General features: G+C 48.1%; 17 protein-coding genes. 4 read left to right on the forward strand and 13 right to left on the reverse strand.

Annotated features, from left to right (window positions below; translation table 11 throughout):
* The first annotated feature begins 80 nt into the window (after positions 1–80).
* A complete protein-coding gene (locus tag QFZ48_RS17605; RefSeq protein ID WP_429063102.1) occupies positions 81–1,640 on the forward strand; it encodes a L,D-transpeptidase family protein in 1,560 nt (519 codons plus the stop codon).
* A gap of 2 nt (positions 1,641–1,642) precedes the next feature.
* On the opposite strand, the gene QFZ48_RS17610 is transcribed toward QFZ48_RS17605, so the two are convergent.
* Positions 1,643–2,401: a murein L,D-transpeptidase catalytic domain family protein gene (locus QFZ48_RS17610; protein ID WP_429051608.1), complete on the reverse strand. Its 759-nt coding sequence runs from the start codon at positions 2,399–2,401 to the stop codon at positions 1,643–1,645.
* Between the two features lie 324 nt (positions 2,402–2,725).
* Here QFZ48_RS17610 and QFZ48_RS17615 point away from each other — a divergent pair, with 324 nt between their 5' ends.
* Positions 2,726–3,505: an Fpg/Nei family DNA glycosylase gene (locus tag QFZ48_RS17615; RefSeq protein ID WP_429063103.1), complete on the forward strand. Its 780-nt coding sequence runs from the start codon at positions 2,726–2,728 to the stop codon at positions 3,503–3,505.
* On the opposite strand, the gene QFZ48_RS17620 is transcribed toward QFZ48_RS17615, so the two are convergent.
* From QFZ48_RS17620 to QFZ48_RS17655, 8 genes are all read right to left on the reverse strand, one after another.
* On the reverse strand, positions 3,494–4,237 hold the full coding sequence (locus QFZ48_RS17620) for a DUF72 domain-containing protein (RefSeq protein WP_429063104.1): 744 nt from the start codon (positions 4,235–4,237) through the stop codon (positions 3,494–3,496). The two genes, QFZ48_RS17615 and QFZ48_RS17620, sit on opposite strands and share 12 nt — an antisense overlap.
* A 91-nt stretch (positions 4,238–4,328) precedes the next feature.
* Entirely contained in the window at positions 4,329–5,141 is an 813-nt protein-coding gene (locus QFZ48_RS17625) for an SDR family NAD(P)-dependent oxidoreductase (RefSeq protein WP_429050758.1), read from the reverse strand.
* 12 nt (positions 5,142–5,153) lie between these two features.
* Complete coding sequence (locus tag QFZ48_RS17630; RefSeq protein WP_429050757.1) at positions 5,154–6,047, reverse strand: phytanoyl-CoA dioxygenase family protein; 894 nt, start codon at positions 6,045–6,047, stop codon at positions 5,154–5,156.
* Between the two features lie 379 nt (positions 6,048–6,426).
* Complete coding sequence (locus QFZ48_RS17635) at positions 6,427–7,020, reverse strand: nucleotidyltransferase family protein (RefSeq protein WP_429050756.1); 594 nt, start codon at positions 7,018–7,020, stop codon at positions 6,427–6,429.
* Positions 7,020–8,174 (reverse strand): XdhC family protein, encoded by a 1,155-nt coding sequence (locus tag QFZ48_RS17640; protein ID WP_429050755.1) that lies wholly within the window; start codon positions 8,172–8,174, stop codon positions 7,020–7,022. The genes QFZ48_RS17635 and QFZ48_RS17640 overlap by 1 nt, the downstream gene beginning before the upstream one ends.
* Entirely contained in the window at positions 8,171–10,405 is a 2,235-nt protein-coding gene (locus tag QFZ48_RS17645; RefSeq protein ID WP_429050754.1) for a xanthine dehydrogenase family protein molybdopterin-binding subunit, read from the reverse strand. The genes QFZ48_RS17640 and QFZ48_RS17645 overlap by 4 nt, the downstream gene beginning before the upstream one ends.
* Positions 10,402–11,382, reverse strand: coding sequence for an FAD binding domain-containing protein (locus QFZ48_RS17650; RefSeq protein ID WP_429050753.1), 981 nt, complete (start codon positions 11,380–11,382; stop codon positions 10,402–10,404). Before QFZ48_RS17650 ends, QFZ48_RS17645 begins: the two co-directional genes overlap by 4 nt.
* Entirely contained in the window at positions 11,379–12,014 is a 636-nt protein-coding gene (locus QFZ48_RS17655; protein ID WP_429050752.1) for a 2Fe-2S iron-sulfur cluster-binding protein, read from the reverse strand. The genes QFZ48_RS17650 and QFZ48_RS17655 overlap by 4 nt, the downstream gene beginning before the upstream one ends.
* A gap of 187 nt (positions 12,015–12,201) precedes the next feature.
* Here QFZ48_RS17655 and QFZ48_RS17660 point away from each other — a divergent pair, with 187 nt between their 5' ends.
* Positions 12,202–12,870: an ankyrin repeat domain-containing protein gene (locus tag QFZ48_RS17660; protein ID WP_429050751.1), complete on the forward strand. Its 669-nt coding sequence runs from the start codon at positions 12,202–12,204 to the stop codon at positions 12,868–12,870.
* Here QFZ48_RS17660 and QFZ48_RS17665 read toward each other — a convergent pair.
* The 3 genes from QFZ48_RS17665 to QFZ48_RS17675 all read right to left on the reverse strand — a co-directional run bounded on the left by QFZ48_RS17665 (position 12,867) and on the right by QFZ48_RS17675 (position 15,674).
* Positions 12,867–13,127 (reverse strand): phosphate-starvation-inducible PsiE family protein, encoded by a 261-nt coding sequence (locus QFZ48_RS17665; RefSeq protein ID WP_429063105.1) that lies wholly within the window; start codon positions 13,125–13,127, stop codon positions 12,867–12,869. The genes QFZ48_RS17660 and QFZ48_RS17665 overlap by 4 nt on opposite strands.
* A 50-nt stretch (positions 13,128–13,177) precedes the next feature.
* The gene (locus QFZ48_RS17670) at positions 13,178–14,395 is read right to left on the reverse strand and encodes a tetratricopeptide repeat protein (RefSeq protein WP_429063106.1); all 1,218 of its coding nucleotides are present in this window, start codon (positions 14,393–14,395) and stop codon (positions 13,178–13,180) included.
* A 301-nt stretch (positions 14,396–14,696) separates the two neighbouring features.
* Positions 14,697–15,674 (reverse strand): sugar phosphate isomerase/epimerase family protein, encoded by a 978-nt coding sequence (locus tag QFZ48_RS17675; protein ID WP_429050748.1) that lies wholly within the window; start codon positions 15,672–15,674, stop codon positions 14,697–14,699.
* Positions 15,675–16,020: 346 nt separating this feature from the next.
* Between QFZ48_RS17675 and lepB the strand changes: the two genes are divergently transcribed.
* Positions 16,021–17,208 (forward strand): signal peptidase I, encoded by a 1,188-nt coding sequence (lepB, locus tag QFZ48_RS17680; protein WP_429063107.1) that lies wholly within the window; start codon positions 16,021–16,023, stop codon positions 17,206–17,208.
* A 217-nt stretch (positions 17,209–17,425) separates the two neighbouring features.
* Here lepB and QFZ48_RS17685 read toward each other — a convergent pair whose 3' ends face one another.
* The gene (locus QFZ48_RS17685) at positions 17,426–18,850 is read right to left on the reverse strand and encodes an amidohydrolase family protein (protein WP_429063108.1); all 1,425 of its coding nucleotides are present in this window, start codon (positions 18,848–18,850) and stop codon (positions 17,426–17,428) included.
* Between the last annotated feature and the right edge of the window lie 9 nt (positions 18,851–18,859).

Raw genomic sequence — 18,859 nt, forward strand, 5'->3', positions numbered from 1 at the left:
GTCGCGGCTACGTCCGCTCTTCCTTTTGCCGCTGTAGCATGGCATCTGGCAACCGGCTTCTAATTTGATAGTAGACCAGTATGAAAAGGCTACTACTGATTACATTGTTTGCATACATACTCAATGGCTGTAACTCCCCGTCTGCGCCAGCCACGTCTGCTGAACACATTAGTCCCCGCAACGCCGGGATTACCCCTGAAAATGCCTATAACGACCTGTTCCTGGACAGTTCGGCGATAGCCGCATTCATCACTGCAGAAAAACTGAACGATACCATTGCTGACCGGTTACGCAGCTTTTATAATGCACGTAATTTCGAGTTTGCCTGGTTCGACAGTAAAGGGCCTGTAGAACAAGCCGCCGCCTTCCGGAGCCTGTACAATTACAGTAACGATAGTACCAGCAACCGGGCGCTTGATAAGCGGCTGAACGCCCTTATGGATGAAGACAGCCTGGTGGTGAGCGCCACAGACAAAGAATTCATTAAAACGGAATTGCAGCTTACCTGGCGGCTCATCAATTATTTCAGGGAAACCGGCGGCAGTATTGGTCAGCTTGAACATATGATACCAGCGCAGCGCTACACCGTGATGGAACTGGCTGACTCCATGCTTAAAACCAATGATAAAATGTTTCCGGCAGTTGCCCCCATGAAGGAACCGCTCAAAGCCTACCGGGAGTATGTAAAAAATGGTGGCTGGCAACCATTGCCCGTGATAAAGAAGGGGTTAAAAAAGGGGCAATCATCTCCCGAAATTATAGCCGTAAAAAAACGGTTGCAGATAACCGGGGAGCTGAAGCAAAATGACAGCACCGATGTATTTAATGATGAACTGGAAACTGCCATCAATACGTTCCGTAACAGCAATGGATATACGCAAAACGGTGTATTGAATGATACAGTGATCAATGCACTGAACGTTTCTGCGGAAGAGCGGATGCAGGCGCTGCTGCTGAATATGGAACGCATGAAATGGATGCCTGTTAAGCCGCAGGGGAAGCTGATCCTGGTGAATATACCGGCTTTCATGCTACATGTAACGGAGGGGGATAAACGTTTGTTCGATATGGATATTGTGGTGGGAAAAGAAGGACACAGTACGACTATGTTTTCAGGAATGTTGAACCAGGTGGTATTCAGCCCTTACTGGAATATACCCCGCAGCATTGTGCGAAAGGAAATTCTGCCAGCCATTCAGCGTAACAGGGGCTACCTGGCCTCGAAAGATATGGAAGTAACAGGGCAGGCGAACGGGTTGCCGGTGATCCGCCAGCGCCCCGGGCAACGTAATGCCCTTGGCCGCGTGAAGTTCCTGTTTCCGAACAGTTATAATATTTACTTTCATGATACGCCTGAGAAAAGTCTTTTTGACCGTGATAACCGGGCATATAGTCATGGTTGTATTCGACTGAAAGATCCGGTAAAAATGGCGCAGTTTGTTTTGGAGGACTCACCCCAATGGACCAACGAAAAAATTGACAGTGCAATGAACAGCGGAAAGGAAAAGTTTGTGGCGGTGAAAGATCCGGTGCCGGTGATTATTACCTATTTCACGGCATGGACAGAAGGAGGCAAATTATATTTTGCCTCCGATGTATATGGGCATGACGCCGTTTTTAAGGAAAAGCTGTTTAAATGAATTTAAGACGCGGTGCTGTCTTTTACAAGAATGCGGGTATGTGCAGAATAATATTTATCCGGGCTGTAAAGAAACAGGCAGGTACCATTCCTGATGCTGCTGATCACTTTACGGTGCACATTTTCGGGGATGGCGGGACATCCCAGGCTGCGCCCAATATAACCCTGTAATTTACCGAGGTTATCGTTCACATAATTTGCGCTATGCATCACAATACCCCTGCTGAGGGCATTATCGTTGATGCCGGCTTCTTCTCCCTCCAAACGGAGAGAATAACCATGTTCGCCGTTATAGGTATCGCCGGTAACATAAAAACCAAGACTGCTTTTAAAGCTGTTCATCTTGTTGGAAAAAGCATTGGCAATATCCTTACCGGAGTTCCGGCCATGAGAAACGAGCGTATTAAAAAGTAACAGCTTATTCTTCAAGTCTATCACAAACAAACGCTTTTTGGTGCTGGGCAGGGAGAAGTCGATAATAGACAACACATCCGGATTTTTGATCCTTCCGTTTTCCTGCAGATGCTCGTATCCTACCAGGGCATTGTCAAACGCCTCCCTGGAAAGACCGGTGGTATCCAGTCGCATCATGTCGTATAAACTTTCCCGTTGAACCGAGTCCGTTTTTACAGCGGTAGCTGGTTTAATAGCCGCGGTGGATGTTCCGGCAGTAGTAAGGTTTGTAAAATTTGTAAATAGGAATACGAAAAGACAAATGGTAATAATAAAAATCAACGGTTTAATCACTTTCTTCAATTTCATGTTCACACTCCGTGTTTTATTGGTTTAGAGAAAAGGCATAGACTGCAAATATACCGATTTTTAGGTTTAAAAAGTCCTGAAATCCGCGCCTGAGGCCGCTGAGCGGATATTTTAACAGGCCGTTCACATACATGAAAATTATGTATAAGTGGTTAATATTGGTTAAATGATGGACAATATCAGCAAAAGCTGATCTGCTATGATCCTTATCTTTAGTTTGTTGTTTCGTAAAAGGAAAAAACTGCCATAAAAATGGGCCGGTTATTGCTGCCGGCCCTTTATTATTTCCTCCATATTCGTTAACTTATCTTAAAAATATTCATTATGCCTGAGTTACCTGATCTGCAAGCCTTCCGGCATAACCTGGAAAAGGCGCTACTTCATAAAAAACTGAAGTCAATTACGCTAAAGAACGCGAAGAAATTACATACCAAAGAGGCAGACCTGCAGGCGGCCCTGGAAGGGCAGGTACTGGAACATATACAGCGGGTAGGAAAGGAGTTGCATTTTGTATTTAAAAACGGGCATGTGCTGGGGATGCATTTAATGCTGCACGGGAAATTGTATTTATTTGAAAAGAAGAATGAGCAGAAGCATACTATTGTAGAATTATTGTTTGCCGATGGCACCGGGCTGGCTTTGACGGATTTCCAGGCGGCTGCCAATATCACCCTCGATCCGGAAGAAAAAACGGCGCCGGATGCGATGTCGAAAGACTTCAATGAAAGTTACCTGACCGCCCAGCTGGCAAAGAAGAAAATAACCATCAAAAAATACTTGCTGGATCAGCACAATGTACTGGGCATTGGAAACGCCTATGCAGATGATATTTTATGGGATGCAAAGATCTCTCCTTTTTCTGTTGCCAATAAAATACCGGCGGCAAAGATCAAAGCGTTGTTGAAATCAGTTAAAAAAATACTCGAAGGAGCCGAAAAGAAAATCCTGAAAAGTAACCCTGATATTATTAATGGCGAGGTCCGCGATTTTATGCTGGTACATAACGCTAAATTAACGGAGAGTCCCGGTGGTGCTCCTATTAAGAAGGATACCGGCGGCGGCCGGAAAACTTATTATACGGATGAGCAGGAACTATTTGAGTAGTGCCATCACCTGTTCCGCATTTTGCAAAGCGTAGCCGTGCCCGTCGTTGTTAAAGAATGCCCAGACTGTATGTTTGTCCTGTTGCCATTCTTTGAATTTACCGGCATAGGTATCCATTGTTTTTTCAGGATATAGTTTATCGTATTTGCCGTCGGGTCCGTGGAAGCGGACGTAGATATGTTTTGCTGTTATGGCTTCTGCAAACGGCCACCGGCGCCCGGATAGTGCAATTACCCAGGCAATTTTGTATTGCCGCAATAACGTCATTGCTTCCTCAGAAAGCCAGCTTTCGTGTCGCGCTTCCAGTGCGAAATGATAATCGGGATAGTTTTCAGTCAGCACATTAAAGAAATGATCAGCTCTTTCTGCATCAAAAGCAGCCGTTGCGGGCAACTGGATGAGTACGGGTCCGAGGTGTTTGATGAAGGGATCGAAGATATCAAAGAACCTGGGCAGTGATTCTTCCGGATCCAGTAATCTTTTCACGTGAGTGATATATCTGCTGATCTTTGGGCAGAAGCGGAAACGCGCCGGCACTTTCTCTATCCAGGCGGCTACCGTTGCAGGTTTTGGGAGATGATAGAAGCTGGTATTTATTTCTGTTACCTTAAATTGTTTTGCATACCAGGGAAGATAGTCAACGGGTTTTAATCCTGTTGGATAGAATATTTCGCGCCAATGCTTATAGCTCCAGCCGGATGTGCCGATATGAATGCCTGCAGTTGCCATCATTTTTTAATAAGAGCGCTGCAAATGTTGTTCCCATATACATCAGAAAGCGGCACCAGGCGTGATGCCGCTTTCTGATGTATATGGGGTTGTATTATGCGGTGAGGGCTACTGTGCCGGCTTCTTTCTCTTTTGGTTCATAGATACCTGCTGCAATTTTCTCTACAAATAATTTCGGGAAGAATTTTGGCAGCCATGCGTTCAATTTATTGGTGAAGCCGGGAATGATCTCCGCTTTGCCTTTGAAGAGGCCGTCTATCGCAATTTTGGCGACTTTTTCCGGCGCCATATTGAAGCGGTTGGCAATGTTGCGGGTGTAGTCACCCATGCGTGCCCGGTTCACAAAGTCCGTGTCGGTGCTCCCGGGGCTCAGGGCACTCACTGATATGGGGGAATGCCTGAGTTCATACCGGAGCCCGCGTGTAAAAGAAAGCGCGAAGGCTTTTGTAGACGCATAAATATTGAGATAAGGCACCGTTTGATAGGCGGTAGTGCTGGCAAGATTGAGCAGGTATGCTTTAGAAAATTGCCGCAGTACCGGTATATAGGCGTACGATAAGCCTACCTGTGCCCTGATATTTACATCAATGATGTTGAACTGTTCCTGCAGCGTGAGTTGCTCAAACTGTCCGTTGATGCCATAGCCGGCGTTATTCACTACTACGGTCAGCGAATGATGCCAGGTGCAGCTCCAGTCTGTAACATTTGATAAAGCATCGGGGGCGGACAGATCCTGGTGTAACGTATGTACGTTCACGTGATATTGCGCCGCGAGTGTTTCCGCTGTTGCTGCCAGGCTTTTTTCATCTATATCTACCAGCAACAGGTGATAATTTCTTTCCGCGAGTTGTGCAGCAATGGCTTTTCCTATTCCTTTTGCTGCGCCGGTTATTAATGCGTATGACATCGGAATATATTTTTAAAGAGATGGCGTGTTTACTTCTGCGAGGCTTTCGGACCGGGCTTTTATATGTGCCCATTGTGGTTTGCCACCATACAGATGTTGTTTGAGATGTGCCAGTTTGTGATAAAACGGAGTAGGACTGCTGGCTGTTTTAGGCTGATAGGCGCCGGTGATGATAGGAATATACATCACTCTCCGGCGGCTTTTTTCGCCGGTGTAGGGCGACTGCTGTACGCGGTGCCAGAGGCGCCCATCGTGAACCGTGAGGTCACCCGCTTCAATTTCAAGGCCTACTTCTTTTTGATCAGGGTTATTATCGATGAAGTATTTCTTTCTGAATAATAACTTCAGTATTCCCTGTTCATGTGTGCCGGGTAATACTCTCAGGCCGCCATTGTCCAGCGGGCAATCGTCGAGATGAATGCCTACATTGAGCATTGGCAGGATGCGTGAGCCCAGGAACAGATCGCGCGGACTGTCGGTGTGCCAGCCCAGTTGTTTAAACTGGCTCTCCGTAGTGTTGACGTAGTGGTTTACCACCAGTCCGTCTTTTTCGTTTTCACCGATCCTGCCAGAGTAAGGACCCAGCAAAGCTGTGAGTGTTTGCAGTCTTTTATCTTTTAATAGCTCCCGCAGCACGTTGCTGTAGTGCGATGCGAAGGCGATGCGCTGGATCAGCGGGCTGCCGTCCACGTCTGTGCCAAATTTGAGCGGAATACCGTTTACTTTCTGGATGTTATTCCTGATCAATAATTCCTGTACACGTTCCACTTCTTCATGCACGGTTGCCAATGCACTTTTGTCGAGAAAGTTTTTGAACTGTATGATGCCATAGGTGCGGAACCAGGCAAGATGCGCTGCAGTGACTCCTCCGGCAAGGGAGAATACGGGTTGGTTGGTCGTTTTCATGACGAATTTTTTGTTAACAGTGTTAAATCAGTTGTTGAAATAGAAAATGGTGTCGCGGCAATTGGTGGGGTGGCCGCAGGGGGGAGTGGGAATTAACAACAACAATAAGACGCCGCTATTGCGGGGTGGTTGGTTGATGCGCTTATCTGGCGCAGCTTTAGATAATACTGATCTGTGTTCATGGCGGTATGTTTTTATTAGTCTACCAATCTTGTGGACAAATATAAGTATGTCATTTTATTTACCAAAAAATATTTTTTCAGAAAGGAGAAAGCGATACCCGGTCAGGCACCTGTAATACAGTACCATAAAGGTTCCTTCGGTTGGGTAACAGATAGAAGGGTGTATTCATACTGGAGTTGTACCCTGAAACAGCGGTTTATTTTGTACTGGTAAGCAGTTGTTCATAGTCGCCATTGGTATCTATATCTACTGCTCCCTGTGGAAAATCGACGGTAGCTACCTGCTCCCTGTGTTGGAGCAATATTTTTTTGGCGCCTTCCTGGCCATTGAGAGCCAGCAGTTGTGGAAAGAATGATTTGCCAAAAAGCGCCGGTGTGCCGGTAGCATCGCCATAGGTGCAAGCTACCATGGGTTTGCCGGTAGCATCTTTCAGTGCAAACATTTCTTCCAGCAGCGCAGTGGTAATGAAAGGCTGGTCGCACAGCAGCAGCAAAGCATTACTTACGTGAGGGGCTATACGTAGCAGGTGCTGCAATCCCGTATGGATAGAGCCGCCCATGCCGGCGGGCCAGTTGGGGTTTACCACGGTGTGTACTTTTTCTGACACAAGCTGTTCCCTGATCTGGGTGGCAAAGGCGCCAAGCACCACCACCGTGGGCATATCACACTGGCGGGCAACATGCACTACATTTTGCAACAGGCTTTTGTTCTGGAAGGGAAGTTGTTGTTTGGGTGTTCCCAGTCGTTTTGAGGCTCCGGCGGCCAGGATGATGATACCAGTTGTTTCCATTATAGTTGTTGTTGAAGGATGATCTGTTGTTCGCGGGAATGGATAGCAGTGCTTTTTTCCCGGAGTGATGTAGCGGCAGCGGCAGAGAGTACAGACTTTATTTCACTGATAACAGACAAGGCTATTTCTTCCGCTGTTTCTGCACCCAGGTCCAGTCCTGCTGGTCCGTATATACGTGCCCGTTGTTCCGCGGAAACGCAGATGCCGTTTTCAGCCAGTTCGTCGAACATGCGCTGCAGCTTTTTGGCGGGACCCAGTACTCCGGTGTAAGGCAGTTGCAGCGGAAGCAGTTGCGCCAGCAGGGCGAGATCATAGTTGTAGTTATGCGTCATCAGCACTGCCACGGTATAGTGATCTGTTTGTACCTGGGAGAGCACTTGTGCAGGCTTGGCGGTGATCAGCTGTGTGGCTTCCGGAAAACGCATAGTGGTAGCGTAACCGGGGCGGCCATCCACAACGATGGTGTGCCATCCGAGCAGCGCAGCTATTTTTACCAGCGGGATAACGTCGTTGCCGGCGCCGGCGATCAATAGTTGTGGCGCTGGCGGGATGTAAGCTATATGTGCCGTATAGTCGTTGCCGGTAGAGAGGTATGTTTTTGTAAAAGGCGTATGTGTTTGCAATGCGTGATGTGCATCTGCGGTGACGGCGTTTTGCAGGTCGCCGTCTGTTATGCAGTGCTGCATCTGGCCATTGGCGGTGAGTACCAGGCAGGTACCGGGTTGTGGCGCTTTGCGCTGGCGCAGGGTGAACAGGGTCACCAATACTGCCGATGCGCGATGGGATATTATTTCCTGCAACATGGCCACGGGATTGGTGGGATCTTCCGCGTTCACCGGTTCCAGCAATATATGAATGATACCGTTGCATCCGAGTCCTACGCCCAGTTTGGCATCATCTTCATCATTGGTATCATAGGTTACCAGCATGGGCTGTTGCTGCATCATTACCAGTTGCGCTTTCCGGAGGGCGTCTCCTTCGAGGCAGCCGCCGCTGATGGCGCCGGTGAGCACACCGGTTTCTGTAACCAGCATCCTTGCGCCGGGTTGCCGGTAAGCAGAGCCTTCTACGTGTACCACGGTGGCCAGCGCGGTTTTTATGCCCTGGCTGCAGGCAGCATAATATGATTTTACGATATCTTCCAGTTCTTTCATGAATTCATTTTATTTCTCGTTTCCAACTGGTATACTTTCTCATCAAGCACTTTATCGGGAGTGATAGGCAGGTCACGTATCCGCTTGCCGGTAGCGTGGTACACTGCATTGGAAACTGCGGCAGCAAAGCCTATCAGCGCTATTTCTCCCATGCCCTTTGAACCCATCGGATTAATGTAAGGATCTTTCTTGTTAATAAAATATACATCGGTGGGTGGTGTATCTGCATTTACAGGAACGTGGTAGTCTGCATAGTTATTGTTTACAAAACGTCCGAAACGGTGATCCATGACCGCTTCTTCGGTGAGCGCCATGCCTATGCCGCCTACCACGCCGCCAATCATCTGGCTGCGGGCTGTTTTAGCGTTTACAATAGTACCTGCATCTGCCACACTTACAATATGTTTTATACGAACCACGCCGGTAGCCGGGTGTACATGTACTTTGGTAAAGTGAACGGAGAAAGAATACATGGAATATTTTTTTCTTTCTTCCCCGCTTTGCGAAGTGGCGACTACATTTACTTCCGGCAGCAGTTGTTGTTGTAAGATCGTTTCGTAAGAAATTTTTTCAGATTGCCCGGCTCTCTGCAGTTGTCCATCTTCAAAAGTAATTGTTTCGGGGGCAGCATTTTTAAACGCCGGCACATGGTTGATGGCAAGGTCCGCCAGCTTTTGCTGCAGCGCCTTACAGGCATCTGTTACCGCGCTGCCTAAAGTAGATACGGTAGAAGAACCGCCCTGCTGTGGTGCGAATGGATAGGCAGATTCACCGAGCATGAACTTTATTTTCGCAGGGGCAATGCCGGTTACATCTGCTGCTATCTGTACCATTGCGGTAGCAGTACCCGGACCAATATCGGCAGCGGCGCTCTGGAGAATAAGCGCACCATCTGCTTTCAGTGTAGCCGACACCGTAGCTTTGCCGCGGAATGCACCAAAGGTACCGCTGCTCATGCCATAGCCAACCAGCATACCGTCTTCCTGCATGCTGCGGGGAGCGGCTTTGCGGTTCGACCAGCCAATTTTTTCAGCTCCCAGCTGATAAGCTTCCCGGAGATATTTACTGGAGAAAGGCAGGTTCTTTTCAGGATCGGTATCCGCGTGGTTCAGTATTCTGAGCTCCAGCGGATCCATATTGAGTTTATACGACAGTTCATCGATCGCCGATTCCAGCGCAAATGCGCCGGTAGCTTCGCCGGGGCCGCGCATCCAGATAGGCGTGCTGATATTAAGCGGTACCAGTTTATAGCGGGTATTTACGTTTGGGCAGGCGTACATGAATTTACTCATGGCTACAATGCCTTCGGTAAAATCCTCGTAAGGAGAGGTAACTGCCACCGCTTCATGGGTGATACCGGTGAGTTTACCATCCGCTGTGGCGCCCAGGCTTAATTGCTGTACGGCGGCGGGGCGGTAACCTACCAGTGTAAACATCTGATCACGCGTTATCACCAGCTTCACCGGTTTGCGCACTTTTTTTGCGGCCAGTATAGTGGCTATTTCAAGTGGCCAAACGCGGAGTGCCATACCAAAACCGCCGCCCACAAACTGTGAATGCACGGTGATATTCTGTTCGGGTAATTGGAATAATCTTTTGATGGTGTCCTGTACATTTTTTACTCCCTGGGTTTTGGCATACACTACCAGTGAATCCGGCGTATCCCAGTGGGCAATAATACCAGCCAGTTCCATGGGATTATGCACTTCCAGCGGAAGACTGTAGGTGGCATCAATGGTTACCGGCGCTTTTTTCCAGGCGTCTGCTTCCCCGCGTGTATAGTCTTTCATCCGGTTGTTCTGAAAGGCTTTGCCCATATTGGCATTCATATCGGTATAATGCGTTTCCTGGTTGTATTGTACTTCCACCAGGGAGGCGGCATATACGGCGCGTTCCATTGTATTGGCCATCACTATGGCTACGGGTTGCCCGTTGGAGTAGATGCGGTTGTCTTTGAATATTTTGAGACCGTCTTTCGCGTTGGGATCGGAATTCTTGTATCCCGGCACCGGCGGCGCGTTGAGGTGAGACACCACATCCTGCACGCCGGGGGCCTTGAGAGCTTTGGTAGTATTGATGCTCTTAATGGTGCCATTGCTGATAGGGCTGCATACCAGCGCGGCATACAGCAGATCCGGCAAGTGATGGTCGGCAAAATACTTTGCCCCGCCGGTTACTTTCAGGCGGCCATCTACACGGTCCATCGACTGTCCTGTTTGTTGCTTTTTCATACGCTGGCAGCTTTAAGTAAGGCGGTTTGGATACTGTTGACAGATAAACCGGTTTTAAACCGGTTATGCTGGTATGCTTTGGCAGATTGCAGGGCGATGTTGGCGGCATCGCGGAAATTTTCTTCCGTGGGCGCTTTACCGGCCAGTGCTTTCTCTGCCTCATATAGCCGCCAGGGCTTATGCGCTACGCCACCCATTGCCAGCCGGGCGCTCCTGATTACATTATTGCTGATATCCAGCGCTGCAGCTACCGATACCAAGGCAAATGCGTAAGAGGCGCGGTCACGAACTTTCAGGTAGTATACATTTTTCGTGTAGGCGTTAGCAGGAATTTCCACCGCTGTGATCAGTTCTCCCTTTGCCAGGTTATTGTCCAGCTGCGGGGTATTACCCGGCAGGCGGTGAAAATCTGTGAAAGGAATACGGCGGTTACCTTTTGGGCCGCTTACCAGTACGGTAGCATCCAGTGCGGCGAGGGCCACGCACATATCGCTGGGGTGTACGGCAATACAGCTTTCGCTGGCACCAAAGATGGCGTGCATACGGTTGATACCACCAATGGCGCCACAGCCGCTGTTGGGGCTGCGTTTATTACAAGGCATGGTAGTATCATAAAAGTAAGTGCAGCGGGTACGTTGCATCATATTGCCGCCTACGGTAGCCATATTACGGAGTTGCTGTGACGCACCTGCCAGTAATGCCTGCGACAGCAGCGGATGATGCGTGGTAACCAGCTCATGTGCGGCCAGTTCACTGTTAAGTGCCAGTGCGCCTATATGCAGGGTATTACCATTTAGCTGGATATCTTTTAACGGCAAACGGTTAATGTCTACCAGTTTTTCCGGGATCATTACACCGCTTTTCATCAGGTCCAGCAGGTTGGTACCACCGGCAATGAAGCGGGCCGTGTTATCTTTTGCCACCGCATCTATGGCTGCTTTCAGAGTGGCGGGGCGTACATAGGAGAACTGGTTCATACTGTTTTCCCTCCCTGTTTTACATCCATGATGGCATGAACGATATTGTCGTATGCGCCGCAGCGGCAAATATTCCCACTCATAAATTCTCTTATCTCTTCCGGGGAACCGGCATGGCCTTCGCGGATACAGGCTACCGCCGACATGATTTGCCCGGGCGTGCAATAGCCGCACTGGAAGCCATCGTGCTTAATAAAGGCTTCCTGTACCGGGTGGAGTTGTTCCCCGTTGGCGAGGCCTTCAATAGTAGTAATCTTTTTGCCTTCCTGCATAACGGCGAGCGTGAGACAGGAATTGATACGGTGGCCGTTTACATGCACCGTACAGGCGCCGCACTGACCGTGATCGCAGCCTTTTTTGGTACCGGTCAGATCCAGTTGTTCCCGGAGCAGGTCCAGCAATGTAACACGCGGCTCTACAGTAACCTGTACTTTTTTTCCGTTTATTTCCATGCTAACCGGCATCTTCTCAAAGATGCCGGCAATGGCTTCATCGTGTTGCGCTGCTTTCATTACCAGCGGCGGTGTGAGGGCCAGTGCCATCATCGCGGAGGATTGTTTCAGGAAGTCGCGGCGGGCTTCATGTTTTTCCTTTTTATGCGGATGGTTTTGTTGGTCGTTTTCCTGTGGCATTTTCTACCGGATTTAATCACTAATAAGTTAGCAAATAAATCCGGATTTTGGCTTTAAAATAGATGAACGGATATATCTTTTTAATGGACGGAAGAAGAACAGTAGTTTTAATTAGTCCTGTTTTATGCATGAATAGCACCAGTTATCAACACAGCATTGATTTATTTTCGTGTAACAATCCTCGACAATGCGACTAACCTTATTACTGGGCCTGCTCTGGGTTATGCATCCGGCCTGTGCACAAAAAGAAAAGGAGATGACTATGCGTGATATGATCATTTTTAAAGCGGCTGCGGCCAATGATACCGATGCTATCAAAACGGCGGTTGCCAGGGGCGAACAGGTGGAAGCAAAAGATGCGGAAGGGCGTACGCCGTTAATGGTGGCGACTTATCATCATCATACTGCTGCCGCAAAATTACTGCTCGCTGCCGGCGCTAATGTAAATACGCAGGATCACCTGCAGAACTCCCCTTTCCTGTATGCCGGTGCGGAGGGCTATACCGATCTGGTAAAACTATACCTGCCCGGTGCGGATTATAAAGTGTATAACCGCTATGGCGGCTCTGCGTTGATCCCTGCCTGCGAGCGCGCACATCTTGAAGTGATAGCCATTTTGCTGGCAGATAAAAATTTCCCGGTAGATCATATCAACCGCCTGGGCTGGACTGCCCTCCTGGAGGCAGTGATACTAGGCCAGGGTGGCGCCGCGCATCAGCAGGTGGTGAAGATGCTGATTGCCGCCGGCGCCCATGTGAATATAGCGGACAAAGACGGTGTAACGGCTTTGCAACATGCACAAAAAAGAGGCTATAAAAAGATCGTACAGCTGTTGCAACAGGCCGGGGCCCACTAGTTTTGTTCTTCAGATCTGACAGATGGCTTTTTATTGATCAGGTAATATCCACCGGAGAGCCCGACCATGAGCGCTGCCAGCACTATCTCCGACATAGGATTCCCTTCAAAAATATCGAGCATCAGGATCTTCCGGCTTACAGCAATCATACATATCATCAGGATAATCCTGATTTTTACTTCATGGCTTTTTTCAAACACCTTTACCGTTTCCAGTATCTCCAGGGCCAGCAGTATATTGAAGAACAGGAGGGTCATGCTCCGGCTGTATTCAGGTGCATATGTAAACCCAACATCCTGGAATCGTTTTATAAGCTTTTCAGATGTGAAAGCCACTGTTGTGCGAATTCATTGCCCGGTTCCAGTTGCAGCAGTTGTTCAAAAGAGGCAATGGCTTCAGGGATCTGTTCCATATGGTAAAAGAGTACCGCACGGTTCAGGTGCACATATGGATTTTCGGGTGCAATGGCGAGTGCTTCGTTGTAAACGGTGAGTGCCTGATCGTATTGTTCCAGCAGCATCAGTATGGAGCCTTTGTTCATGAGCAGTGGCGGCTGACCGGGTGATAGCTCCAGTCCTTTATTGGCGTACACTAATCCTTGTTGCAGGCGCTCATACACGCTTTGCTGTGTGGCTTCATTGGGGCCGCTGTCTTCCATGTGCGTGATGGCAGCATTGGCGTCCTGGAGGATCTGTACCACCTGTTGTTCGTACCAGGCAGCACTTTTATCTACCTGTTCTGTAAATGGTACGGCTTCGAGGTCTATTTCTTCTTCCACATCTTCCGGCGCGGTGGCGGGCATTTTATCTGCTGCGGGAGCGTACCACCACTTACAGAATTTCCCCAACTCACCGCCTACGGGCAGTTCATCTGCCGGCGGCAATCCTTCATCAGGAATGGCGTCGTTGGCTATTACCAGTTCCAGTATGGCTTCCAGTGCTTTGTAGTGAATGGGCTCACCTTCCTGTTCTGCCTCCATTACCATGTAAGGAAGGAGCTGGTACCAGAGGCCCAGCACATCTTTATCTTTTTGTTCGCCGGCTGCTTCCGCCACTTCATGCGCCAGCGGGAAGGTATCTATCTTTTCCGGCGCTGCGGCATCGTCGCCGGTAAGAGCGCCATGGGCTACCATAGCGGCCCAGAGAGAAGATCCCGCATCGCAATATAAAATATAGGATTGGGTGGCAAAATCGAAATTGGCGTAACCCGCTACAGGATTGGTTTCCTGATCCCATTCAGCAGTAGGCTCTTCATAAATAAAGCTGAATTTCTGACTGGCAGCCAGTGCATCAAACCAGGCCGCATGCGTGGCATAGGCCGGATGCGCAGTAACGGGAAAGGTATAAACGAAATGATGTTTGATTAATACATCCATTACCCGGAAATGGGTAAAGCCGGTGTCGTATTGCTGTTGTAATTTGTACAGATTAAAAAAGAGGCTCCTGCGATCAAGTCCTTCTTCCTGGCTTTTATCCAGGCAAAGAACAGACAGTTCCACCAATGTTTCAATTTCATGCATCGCCATAGGTTACTTGCTTTGGTGCAAAACTACGCGAATTTTGTCTTTCTCGCTGATTACGCTGATTATACTGATTAACCGGATTTTTACTTTGGGATTTTAAAAGATTTTGGGAGATATAAACAGATATTTGCTTATGTCTCCCCAATCCTTTATAAAATTAACAAAATCAGTATAAATACCGGTAAGTATAAGGGAGATAAGAGCGATGTATCCGCTTATATCTCCCCAAATCTTTTAAAATCAAAAGTGTTCAAATCCGGCTAATCAGTATAATCAGCGTAATCAGCGAGTAAGACAAAATTCGCTATTTCAACAAAACGTTCTTCACATATTTATAACTCTGCGTTACGCTGTCGAATGGTTCGATGGTGATTTTGTCCTGTTCTACAAAGAGGTGTTTTACACCGGCAAGTTTTGCCTGGGCAAATATTTTGGAGAAGTCGATGCTGCCGGTTCCTACTTCTGCAAAGGTAACGCCGGAGAGCAGTTCCATCGAGGTTTTGTTTTCTGTGCCTGCAGCGGTAAGACTGGCAGTATTGGCTTTGTCCATGTCTTTCACGTGCCAGGCGACAAATCTGCCTGGTGCTTCTTTAAACAGCGTAATGGGATCGTGCCCGGATTTTACGACCCAGAAAAGATCCAGTTCAAAGGCAACGAGTGCAGGATCTGTTTCTTTCAGCATAATCTCATAACCGGTGCCGGGGTTGTCTGCCAGTGGTTTGAACTCCCAATAATGGTTATGATAACCGATTTTCAGGTTGGCTTTTTTACATTGTTCGCCGGCTTTATTCAATTGTTCGGCCATGAACTTATAATCATCTACGCCCAGCTTTTTATCCCAGAGGGAGAGGGGCAGTACAGGAACGATAAAATATTGTTGTCCGAGCGCGGCGGCCAGGTCAATTTGTGGCTGCAGTGCATCTGCGTTGCCATTGCCTTTGGTGAGGTAGTCGTTAAGCTGGTAATGGCCACTGGGCGTACTGAGCTGGTGTTGTTTCAGCACGGCATTTAGTTCGGCGGGTTTCAGTCCCCAGAACTCAGCTTTGTCGCCCGCTCCCTGGTAGCCGTAAAACGTTTCCACTTCTTTGTAGCCGATGCCTGCTACTTTGGCCAGCGTGCCTTTGGGGTCTTTGGCCAGCTGGTCGCGGAGGGTATACAGCTGTAAACCTATTTTCTTTGGCAGCGCTTTGTTGCCGTTCATGGCGGCCAGCGCACCGGGTAACATCATACCTGCGGCTATCAGCCCGGTTTGTTGTATGAAAGAACGTCTCGACGTATGCATGGTAATTATGTTTGGAACGTGGGTAAATGTGCAACTACTGAAGTGGTTACGCAGAGCAATTTAATAAAACGATTTTATCTTGTTGAAATTTTTTAAAAAGGATAACGGGAGGTAATACTTTTTTGCGGAAACGGGTAGAATAGTACAACAGGATGTACTGGCTTCAATAACACAGATACCTCGCTGCAGCAACCCTTGTTTTCAGCTGTATGATACTGCTGTAAAGGTTTGTACGCCTTGCTTGCTGCGTCATTGCAGCAGCCTTTTTTGTTCCTGTAAATTTTGAAAAGATGTGGGTATAATTAATTAAATTGTTAGTAGTTACTTATCCAAAACCACGTGTAAAATGAATTTTTCTTTCAGCGATGTAAAGCAGCCGGAGGAAGGTACCCGGAAGAAATCGAAGGTGAGAGAATGGATAGAAGCTGCTCTTTTTGCTGTGGTTGCCGCTACCCTTATCCGTACCTTTATCTTTGAAGCTTTTGTTATCCCCAGCGCTTCTATGGAAAAAACGTTGCTGATCAACGATTTTATTTTTGTCAGCAAAATCAGTTACGGTCCGCGTATCCCCATCACACCACTGGCCTGGCCTTTTACCCATCACACCCTTCCGTTTACCAGAAACACCCCACCCTTTTCCACAGCTGTTCAATGGCCTTATACACGGTTACCGGGTTTCAGCAGTATTCAACGAAACGACGTGGTAGTATTTAATTATCCCTGCGGGGATACCGTACTGAAAACCATTACCGGCGATGATGAGGATTACTACACGAATATGCGGTCGCTTGGTGCGGAATACGTTCATAAAAATTATCCTCCTGCTATAACCCGGCCGGTCGACAAAAGAGAAAACTGGATCAAGCGATGCATTGCCATTCCCGGTGATACGCTGCAGATCATCGATGGCATCGTGTATATCAATCATATACCTACCGCTTCACCGGAACATTTTGAAGCGAGGTATTATGTTACCATGCCGGATAAGAAAGAACTCAGCGACTCTATGCGGGATGTGCTGGGAACAGACCATATCCAACGGGCTACCCGCGATTCAGGTATGTTTATTTACAACCTCACCACCGCCAATATAGATACCCTGAAGTCGATGGCCGCTACCGTAAAACGTTATGTATATGACGCCTTCGCGGATTCCAGGGTGTTTCCCTTTGCTACAAAACACTACGAGTGGAATGAAGATTGCTTTGGCCCTTTATATATCCCGCGGAAAGGTTCCACCGTAACGCTGGACACGCTTACACTGCCCTTTTACAGCCGCATTATAGATACCTATGAACATAACACGCTACGCGTAGTAAACGGAAAAATTTATATCAACAACCAGGAAACCAATACCTATACCTTCAAAATGGATTATTACTGGATGATGGGGGATAACCGCCGCGAGTCGATGGATTCGCGCTTCTGGGGCTATGTTCCCGAAGACCATGTAGTGGGCAAAGCCTGGATCATCTGGATGAGCATTCATCATAACCGTATTCGTTGGGGGCGGCTGTTCTCGGCGATAGAGTAGGGCGCCTTCGGCGCTTTTAAATTGTCTTGGCTCAGGATTACGCTGATTATACTGATTAGTTTGATTTTTACTTTTGGATTTTTAGATTTATAATTAAGGGAGATAAGAGCGAATATATTCGCTTCTATCTCCCTTAATCCTTTATAAAATCCAAAAGAATAAAATCCAGGTAATCAGTATAATCAGCGTAATCCTGAGCCAAGACAAAATCCGCGCTCTACTTCGTACGCGCGACGTTGGCTTTTACCTGCTCCAGCAGGCCGTCGAGCGCGGATCTGTTGAGGAATTTGCCTTTTACTACGAGGGCGTGGATTTTCTGTGTGTTGTGGATATCAGCTAACGGGTTGGCATCCAGCAGCAGGATGTCTGCTTTTTTGCCGGGAGCGATAGCGCCATAATTGGTTTTATGCAGGTAAGCGGGTGAGTTGATCACGGAGGCCTGTAGTGCCTGTAACGGAGTTAATCCGAACTTTACCATTAGTGCCAGTTCCTGGTGAAGACCGTTGCCCGGATAATCAAATGAGTTCAGGTAGCCAGCATCGGTGCCGGCCATAATGGTAACGCCGGCTTTCTGCAGCAGCGGCAGGATAGAAGATGATTTTTCATAGATCATCTTGCGCCAGGCAATGGCAGCGCTATCATCTGCTATTACGCGCTTCACGCGCATTTCATAAGTGCGTTGAATACCTTTGCCAATATATTGCAGGTAGGGATCGTGTGCGTGGTTATCCTGGTCAAAGTACGCCATTACATTTCCCAGTGTAAGCGTTGGCGTTATGAAGGTACCTTTTTCTGCCATGTGACGGTAGGTGCTCATAGCAGCGGCGGTATCAAAGTTGTTGAGGATATATTTATTGATATCTTTTCCTTTGATTTCACCATTGGCGATGGCACGCGCAAAAGCCGCATCATCTTTTACGCCGGCTTTCCAGGCATAGGTCAGGTGTTCTACGGAGCTGAGTCCTGCGTCTGTTACCTGTTGCATGGTGAGTACATAAGGTACGTGTCCGGAAATGAACATCCCTCTCTTCCTGGCTTCTTTTAATGCTTCGAGGTAGATCTCCGGCTTAATGGTATTCTCTGTAATTTTTACAAAGTCGACTTTCAGTTTCTGCAGGGAATCCAGCGCCTGTTGTAGTTCTGCGGAAGTACCTATTTCCAGGTCGCCGAGCCAAACGGATTTGTAACCTTCCAGCTTTGGACCGGAGGTGAAAATGGTAGGACCCTGTAACTGGCCGTTGTTGATGGCATCGCGCCATTTTAAAACGTCTGTGCTGATATCTGCGGCACAATCGCGGATGGTAGTAATACCGTGGGCGAGATATAGCGGCAGGAAGTTTTTATTTTCTTCGGCCAGTGTGTCGCCGCCACCAAAGTGCATATGCATATCCCATAAGCCGGGCATGGCATATTTACCCTGCCCATCTACCATTTGCGTGGCCTGGTATTGCGTGGCCTGTTTGTTATTTATCACAGCAATGATACTGTCGTTGCGCACCGCGATGGCCTGGTTGGCAGTGATTTTACCGGTTTTTACATCAATGATGCGTACAGACCTGATCAGCAGGTCGGCTTTTTTTTGCTGGCTGAATGCGGATATCCCGCAAAACAGTATCAGCGAAGAGAACAGTATTTTTTTCATACGAATGTT

Origin of the sequence: Chitinophaga sp. W2I13 (genome assembly GCF_050434005.1) — a bacterium.
Taxonomy (GTDB): domain Bacteria; phylum Bacteroidota; class Bacteroidia; order Chitinophagales; family Chitinophagaceae; genus Chitinophaga.